Source organism: Burkholderia sp. Ac-20353 (assembly GCF_017104785.1).
Lineage (GTDB): Bacteria > Pseudomonadota > Gammaproteobacteria > Burkholderiales > Burkholderiaceae > Burkholderia.
In genome coordinates this window covers 1-6,816 of the sequence record NZ_JAAGPL010000302.1, presented here as the reverse complement: position 1 = coordinate 6,816, position 6,816 = coordinate 1, and the positions used below count along the sequence as shown (strand labels likewise).

Here is a 6,816-nt window from a genome sequence, read left to right as displayed (position 1 = left end):
CGGGCGGCACGCCTGTCGCGGGCGGCACGCGTACGGACGGCGCGCTGTCGGCCGACGGGCAGATCCTCGCGACCTACGTACACGGCCTCTTCGACGCGCCGGACGCGTGCGCGGCGCTGCTCGGCTGGGCGGGCCTCGACGCGGCCGAGCGGATCGACTATCCGGCGCTGCGCGAAGCGTCGCTGGAACGGCTCGCGGACACGTTCGCCGCGCATCTCGACCTGGGTGCGCTGTACGCCGAATTCCGCTGACTGCGTTGCGCAACGCGCAAGGCTGCCGGCGCTTGCCGTTTCGGCCGACGATTCATGCTCGCTTTTTTCGTTGCGTGACGTACAACCAAAGGAGGGCGGATACCCGTCCGGAGGAGCGCGACGATGAAGGCTCGACGGTGGTGGTGCGCAGTGCTGTTGGGGTTGCTGACGGCGTCGACGTGGGTGCACGCGTGCGATTCGTATGCGCCGAACGGCGGCCAGTCCAGCGGATCCTCGCAAGGCAAGGGCGGCTACTGAATCTGAAACGCGAATCGCGGGGGCATGATGGTCATGCCCCTTTTTTGCGTCGTATTCGTTCTCATCTGGAAGTAATTTAAGCGTGAAAGCTTGTTTATTGGTGAAACGGGTTCGAATAGAGTGCATTCCATTCCCATTCACTCCCGAAGGAACCCGACATGAACCCGAACCGCTTGAACGACTTCGCCGCGACGCTGCTGCGGGTCGCGCTTGGCGTGCTGTACCTCGCGCACGTCGCGCAGAAGGTATTCGTCTTCACGCTGCCCGGCACCGCGCAGTTTTTCGCGTCGATCGGCCTGCCCGCGTGGCTCGCTTACGTGACGACCGTCGTCGAGCTGGCCGGCGGCCTTGCGCTCGTCGCCGGTTTCCGGGTGCGCATCGCCGCACTGCTGCTGTTGCCGTTCATGCTCGGCGCGACCGCCGCGCATCTGCCGAACGGCTGGAGCTTCGCGTCGCCGCACGGCGGCTGGGAATATCCGGCGTTCTGGGCCGTAACGCTCGCCGTTCAGGCGCTGCTGGGCGGTGGCGCGTTCGCGCTCGGTACGCAACGTGCGGCCGCGCAGCGCGCCTGACCGGCCACCGGCGCGGCGACTTGGGCGCGACCCGTTCCGGTGACGCCCCATTTGCCGATATCATCGCTCCCTGTATCCGCAATTCTGCGGCGCCCGCCTACCGGCTGGCGCCGCGCGGTTTTTCGGGGGAATTCATGACGGTCATCGTAGTGGCGAATCCGAAAGGCGGCGTGGGGAAGAGCACGCTGTCTACCAATCTCGCTGGTTATTTCGCGGCGCAGGGCACCTGGGTGGCGCTCGCCGATCTCGACCGGCAGCAGTCCGCGCATGCGTGGCTCGACCTGCGCCCGGCCGGGCTGCCGGCAATCGAGGCGTGGGAGCTCGATCCCGATGCGCCGTCGAAGCCGCCGCGCGGCCTCGAATACGCAGTGATCGACACGCCGGCCGGCCTGCACGGCAACCGGCTGAACGTCGCGCTGCAACTTGCCGACAAGGTGATCGTGCCGCTGCAGCCGTCGATCTTCGACATCCTCGCGACCCAGCAATTCCTCGAACGGCTCGCGAACGAGAAGGCCGTGCGCAAGGGCAACATCGAGGTCGGGATCGTCGGGATGCGGGTCGATGCGCGCACGCGTTCGGCCGACCAGCTGCACCGCTTCGTCGAGGGGCTGAAGCTGCCCGTGCTTGGCTATGTGCGTGACACGCAGAACTACGTGCAGCTCGCCGCGCACGGGCTCACGCTGTGGGACGTCGCGAAGAGCCGCGTCGACAAGGATCTCGAGCAGTGGCGGCCGATCATCGAATGGGCCGAAGGCCGGCCGGCCAAGGCCGCGAAGGCGTCGTGACGCGCTGAGCGCGGCGCTTTGTTCATCCGGCGCGGCAGTTCGGATGGACACGCAACCGTGCCCGGGCGGGCCGCCGCGTCGTGCGTCGGCCGCGCGCCCCGGCACCGCAAGCGATCAGGTCCAGTTCTGGGTCGGCACGTGATCGCGGCTGCCCTTGATCTTGTTGCCTTCGTCGACGAACACGAGGTCCGGCTTCCAGCCTGCCTTCAGTTCGGCTTCGTCGACCACCGCGAATGCTGCGATGATCACGAGGTCGCCGAGCTGCGCGCGGCGCGCGGCCGAGCCGTTCAGCGAGATCATCCCGCTGCCGCGCTCACCCTTGATCGCGTAGGTCGAGAAGCGCTCGCCGTTGTTGATGTTCCAGATGTCGATCCGCTCGTTCTCGACGATGTTCGCGGCTTCGAGCAAGTCCTCGTCGATCGCGCACGAGCCTTCGTAATGCAGCTCGCAGTGCGTGACGGCCGCGCGGTGGATCTTCGATTTGAGCATGTTGCGCTGCATGGTGCCTCCTTGATGCGTCGTGATGCGCTGGCGGCGAAAGCCGTCAGATTTCCAGGTTGTCGATAAGGCGGGTCGCGCCGAGCTTCGCGGCGGCGAGCACGACGAGCGGCTCGCCGGCCTCGAGTTCGGCGGCGCTCGGCGCGAGCAGGTTCGCGCGCCGGCGGATCGAGATATAGTCGGGCGCCCAGCCGCGGCCGGCGAGGTGCGCGTGCGCGTGCTGTTCGAGCTTGACGAGGTCGCGCTCGCCGCCGAGCACGGACTCGCGGATGCGCTGCAGCGTCTTCACGAGTTCCGGCGCCTCCTGGCGTTCGGCCGGCGCGAGATAGCGGTTGCGCGACGACAGCGCGAGGCCGTCGGTGTCACGCACGGTCTCGGCCGCGACGATGTCGACCGGCAGCGCGAGCTGCTGGCACATGCTGCGCACGATCATCAGCTGCTGGTAATCCTTCTTGCCGAACACGGCGACGCGCGGCTGCACGCACGACATCAGCTTCGTGACGACCGTGCACACGCCAGTGAAGAAACCGGGCCGGAACTCACCCTCGAGGATCCCGCCGAGGTCGTTCGGCGGCTGCACGCGGTATTCCTGCGGTTGCGGATACATGTCGCGCTCGGTCGGCGCGAACAGCACGTAGACGTTTTCCTTCTGCAGCTTCTCGATGTCATCCTGCATCGTGCGCGGATACTTGTCGAAATCCTCGTTCGGGCCGAACTGCAGGCGGTTCACGAAGATGCTCGCCACCACCGGGTCGCCGTGCTGGCGCGCGAGCCGCATCAGCGACAGGTGCCCTTCGTGCAGGTTGCCCATCGTCGGCACGAAGGCCGTGCGGTTCTGTCCGCGCAACTGGTCGCGCAGTTCCTGGATCGAGCTGATGACTTTCATGGTCGGATAGCGGGTTCCTCGCGCTGGTGCGCGTTCGCGCCGCGGCACGCGGCGTCGGGGTCGTAGCGGCAAAAGTAGCGGTAAACGCAGTGCTAATCGCGCCCGCGCGCGGGCGGCGCATCGGGCGTCGGCGGATTGTAGAGGATTTGGTCGCCGGACGCATCGATAAGAGCACGATCGTTCACTTTTATCGGGAATACCGCGGCACGAGCGCAAACCGGCCCCAATTGACGGAGGACCGGCGTGACGGAGGAGCGGCGGCTCGGCGAGCTGCGCCGGCTCAGGCGGGCAGGTAGGCGAGGCGGACGTAGATCGGCGCGAACGGTTCGGCCTGGGTGATCTCGACGAGCGATTCGCGCGATAGCTCGAGCATCGCGATGAAGTTCACGACGACGACCGGCACGCCGCGCGACGTGTCGAACAGATCGGCGAACTCCATGAAGCGCGCGTTCTGCAGCCTGCGCAGGATCAGGCTCATGTGCTCGCGCACCGACAGCTCCTCGCGGGAGATCTTGTGATGCTGGACGAGCTTCGCGCGCTTCAGCACGTCGGCCCACGCGGCGCGCAGGTCGTCCGAGTTCACGTCCGGGAAACGCGGCGTGACGCTCTGCTCGATGTAGACCTCGGCGCGCAGGAAGTCGCGGCCGAGCTGCGGCAACTGGTCGAGGCGCTGCGCGGCGAGCTTCATCTGCTCGTATTCGAGCAGGCGGCGCACGAGTTCGGCGCGCGGATCCTCCGCTTCCTCGCCCGTATCGGCCTTCTTGACCGGCAGCAGCATCCGCGACTTGATCTCGATCAGCATCGCGGCCATCAGCAGGTATTCGGCCGCGAGTTCGAGGTTCGACGTGCGGATCTGGTCGACATAGCCGAGATATTGCGCGGTGACCTGCGCCATCGGAATGTCGAGCACGTTGAAGTTCTGCTTGCGGATCAGGTAGAGCAGCAGGTCGAGCGGGCCTTCGAACGCTTCGAGGAAGATCTCGAGCGCGTCGGGCGGGATGTACAGATCCTGCGGAAGCTTGAAGAGCGGCTCGCCGTACAGGCGTGCGAACGCGGCGACGCCGTCGACCGTGTCGGGCGTCGAATCGGCGCCCGCGGGCGCGGCGACCGCGTCTTCCGGCCGGGCCACGTCGGGCCGGGCCGCGTCAGGCCGGGCCGCGCTGGCCTCGTCGGCGGCGCTCACGACGTCAGAAGTTCTGGTAATAGACGTAGGACGTCTGCTTCACGCGCGAATCCTGTTGCGCTGCGCGCTCGTCGAGGTCGATCGGCTGCTTGTCCCACAGAAGCGCGCGGCCCTTGCGCTGCTCTTCTTCGAGCGTCGGCTTCTGCTGCTTGAGCTGGTTCAGGAATTGCGTGACGTCGGACTGGTACGGCATGGCTTGGCTTTCCGTGACGGGCGGCGCGCGGTGCGCCGGAATGTGGGATGGCGGGATTTTACCGCATCGCGGGGAACAGCCGGCGCGAAACGCGCGTCGAAAACGCGGACAGGCGCCGCGCCGCCCCGTCAGCGCGCCGTTGCGCGCAAGCGTCAATGGCGCGTGTATGGCGCGCGTCTGGCGGTGCGATGGCGTCCGTGTGGTCAAATACAGGGTTTCCCATCAATTCGAACATCAACGAGGGCGAGGTCATATTTGGCGGGGCAGGCGAATCAGCAACGAAACGCGGCGCATGACGCCGGGCGGCAGGCGGGCCGTGCGGGCTGTGCGTGCGTAAAGCGCGGCGACGGCGCGGCCCGTGCCGCGAGCGTGGTTCTCGCCTGCATCGCGGCGCTTGCGTCGCTGCCCGCCTACGCGAAGTACGACGTCGAGATCGACGCGCCGCGCTCGATCCGCAAGCTCCTCAAGTCCCACCTCGACATCGCGCGCTTCGGCAAGCGCGACGACGTCAGCGACGACCAGTTCGACTTCCTCGTGACCGCCACCCCGCAGCAGGTGCGCGACCTGACCGCGACGGAAGGCTATTTCTCGCCGGTCGTGCGCACCGACGTGCGCACGCGCAACGGCAAGCGCGACGTGAAGGTGTCGGTCGATCCAGGGCCGCAGACGGTCGTGTCGTCGGTCGAGCTGACCTTCAAGGGGCCGGTCGGCTCGGAGGACCCGAAGCAGGAGGCCGCGACGCGTTTCGCGTTCTCGCTGAAGAATGGCGACCCGTTCACGCAGGCTGGGTGGGACACTGCGAAGAGCGCCGCGCTCAGGCAACTGCAGTCGCATCGCTACCTCGGCGCGAAGATCACCGCGTCCGAGGCCCGCATCGATTCGCGCACGCAGCGCGCGACGCTCGCCGTCACGTTCGACAGCGGTCCGACCTTCACGATCGGCAAGGTCGACGTCGAAGGCGTGCGCCGCTATCCGGAGAAGATCGTCACGAACGTCAATCCGGTGTCCGAAGGCGAGATCTACGACGTGCAGCGGATCACCGAGCTGCAGCGGCAGCTGCAGAACACGCCGTACTACGCGAGCGTCGCGATCGACGTCGGCGACGACACCGCGAAGCCTGAGAAGACACCCGTGCACGTGAAGGTCAGCGAATATCCGTACAACAGCGTGCGCGGCGGGGTTGGCTATGCGACCGACACGGGCCCGCACATCCAGGGCTCGTATACGTACCTCGACACGTTCGGCGCGGCCTGGCCGCTCACGGTATCGGGCCGGGTCGACCAGATCCAGCAGTACGGCCAGATCCAGCTGTCGATGCCGCCGGGGCCGCGCGCGTGGACCAACAGCGTGCTCGCGTCGTACACGAACACCAACGTGTCGGACACGCGCATCTACAGCGCGCGGATCGGCGTGCAGCGCACGCGCGCCGGGCAGTTCATCGACTACGCGTACTCGCTGATGTTCTACCAGGACCGGCTCAACCAGAACGGCGCGGGGCCGACCATGAGCCGCGCGCTCGTGCCGCAGTGGGCGTGGACGCGCCGCAACGTCGACGATCCGCTGTTCCCGCGCTCGGGCAACCTGATCCACGCGGAAGCCGGCTTCGCGGTGAAGAACGTGCTGACCGACCAGACCTTCATCCGCGGCTACGCGCGCGGCCAGCAGTACCTGCCGATCGGCAAGCGCGACCTGTTCGTGTTCCGCGCGGAACTGGGCGGCGTATTCACGAGCGGCAGCTCGTCGGGCGTGCCGGCGTCGCTGCTGTTCCGCGCGGGCGGCTCGAACTCGGTCCGCGGCTACGGCTACCAGAGCATCGGCAACAACGTCGACGGCTCGGTGCTGCCGACCAAATACCTGATGACCGGCACCGCCGAGTACCAGCACTGGTTCAACCGCGACTGGGGCGCCGCGACGTTCTTCGACATCGGCACCGCAACCGACGCATGGGGCGAGAAGGTGTTCTATCCGGGCGTCGGCATCGGCGCACGCTGGCGCAGCCCGGTCGGGCCGGTCAATGTCGACGTCGCGTACGGGCTGCGCAACCGCACCGTGCGACCTTACCTGACGCTCGGCATCGCATTCTGAAACCCTGAACGAACCCACACCGCATGACGAAGGACGCCCACGACCCGCCGCCGCCTCACGATCCGGATTCGCCCGACGACCGGCGCGCGCAGGAGCCGCGTCCGG

Annotated in this window: 8 protein-coding genes and 1 pseudogene; 5 read left to right on the top strand and 4 right to left on the bottom strand. The window is 67.2% G+C overall.

The window, feature by feature from the left end:
* The 4 genes and pseudogenes from G3N94_RS38585 to G3N94_RS38575 all read left to right on the top strand — a co-directional run.
* Positions 1-251, top strand: a pseudogene (locus G3N94_RS38585) (cobyric acid synthase CobQ); the annotation flags it as partial.
* 123 nt (positions 252-374) lie between these two features.
* Complete coding sequence (locus tag G3N94_RS43065; RefSeq protein WP_277398605.1) at positions 375-509, top strand: hypothetical protein; 135 nt, start codon at positions 375-377, stop codon at positions 507-509.
* Positions 510-667: 158 nt separating this feature from the next.
* Entirely contained in the window at positions 668-1,081 is a 414-nt protein-coding gene (locus G3N94_RS38580) for a DoxX family protein (protein ID WP_205799457.1), read from the top strand.
* 134 nt (positions 1,082-1,215) lie between these two features.
* A complete protein-coding gene (locus G3N94_RS38575) occupies positions 1,216-1,866 on the top strand; it encodes a ParA family protein (RefSeq protein WP_205799456.1) in 651 nt (216 codons plus the stop codon).
* A gap of 114 nt (positions 1,867-1,980) precedes the next feature.
* Here G3N94_RS38575 and panD read toward each other — a convergent pair whose 3' ends face one another.
* From panD to G3N94_RS38555, 4 genes are all read right to left on the bottom strand, one after another.
* On the bottom strand, positions 1,981-2,367 hold the full coding sequence (gene panD / locus G3N94_RS38570) for an aspartate 1-decarboxylase (protein ID WP_124597752.1): 387 nt from the start codon (positions 2,365-2,367) through the stop codon (positions 1,981-1,983).
* Positions 2,368-2,410: 43 nt separating this feature from the next.
* On the bottom strand, positions 2,411-3,250 hold the full coding sequence (panC, locus tag G3N94_RS38565; protein ID WP_205799455.1) for a pantoate--beta-alanine ligase: 840 nt from the start codon (positions 3,248-3,250) through the stop codon (positions 2,411-2,413).
* 280 nt (positions 3,251-3,530) lie between these two features.
* Positions 3,531-4,433 carry a ScpA family protein gene (locus G3N94_RS38560; protein WP_185732159.1) on the bottom strand — a complete coding sequence of 301 codons (903 nt, stop codon included), beginning with the start codon at positions 4,431-4,433 and terminating at the stop codon, positions 3,531-3,533.
* A gap of 4 nt (positions 4,434-4,437) precedes the next feature.
* Complete coding sequence (locus tag G3N94_RS38555) at positions 4,438-4,626, bottom strand: DUF3460 family protein (protein WP_010091005.1); 189 nt, start codon at positions 4,624-4,626, stop codon at positions 4,438-4,440.
* A 255-nt stretch (positions 4,627-4,881) separates the two neighbouring features.
* Between G3N94_RS38555 and G3N94_RS38550 the strand changes: the two genes are divergently transcribed.
* Positions 4,882-6,711, top strand: coding sequence for an autotransporter assembly complex family protein (locus G3N94_RS38550; RefSeq protein WP_205799454.1), 1,830 nt, complete (start codon positions 4,882-4,884; stop codon positions 6,709-6,711).
* Positions 6,712-6,816: the final 105 nt, after the last annotated feature.

Coding starts and splice junctions, on each gene's coding strand:
- G3N94_RS43065 (WP_277398605.1), top strand. CDS start 375: ATGAAGGCTCGACGGTGGTGGTGCGCAGTGCTGTTGGGGTTGCTGACG.
- G3N94_RS38580 (WP_205799457.1), top strand. CDS start 668: ATGAACCCGAACCGCTTGAACGACTTCGCCGCGACGCTGCTGCGGGTC.
- G3N94_RS38575 (WP_205799456.1), top strand. CDS start 1,216: ATGACGGTCATCGTAGTGGCGAATCCGAAAGGCGGCGTGGGGAAGAGC.
- panD (WP_124597752.1), bottom strand. CDS start 2,367: ATGCAGCGCAACATGCTCAAATCGAAGATCCACCGCGCGGCCGTCACG.
- panC (WP_205799455.1), bottom strand. CDS start 3,250: ATGAAAGTCATCAGCTCGATCCAGGAACTGCGCGACCAGTTGCGCGGA.
- G3N94_RS38555 (WP_010091005.1), bottom strand. CDS start 4,626: ATGCCGTACCAGTCCGACGTCACGCAATTCCTGAACCAGCTCAAGCAG.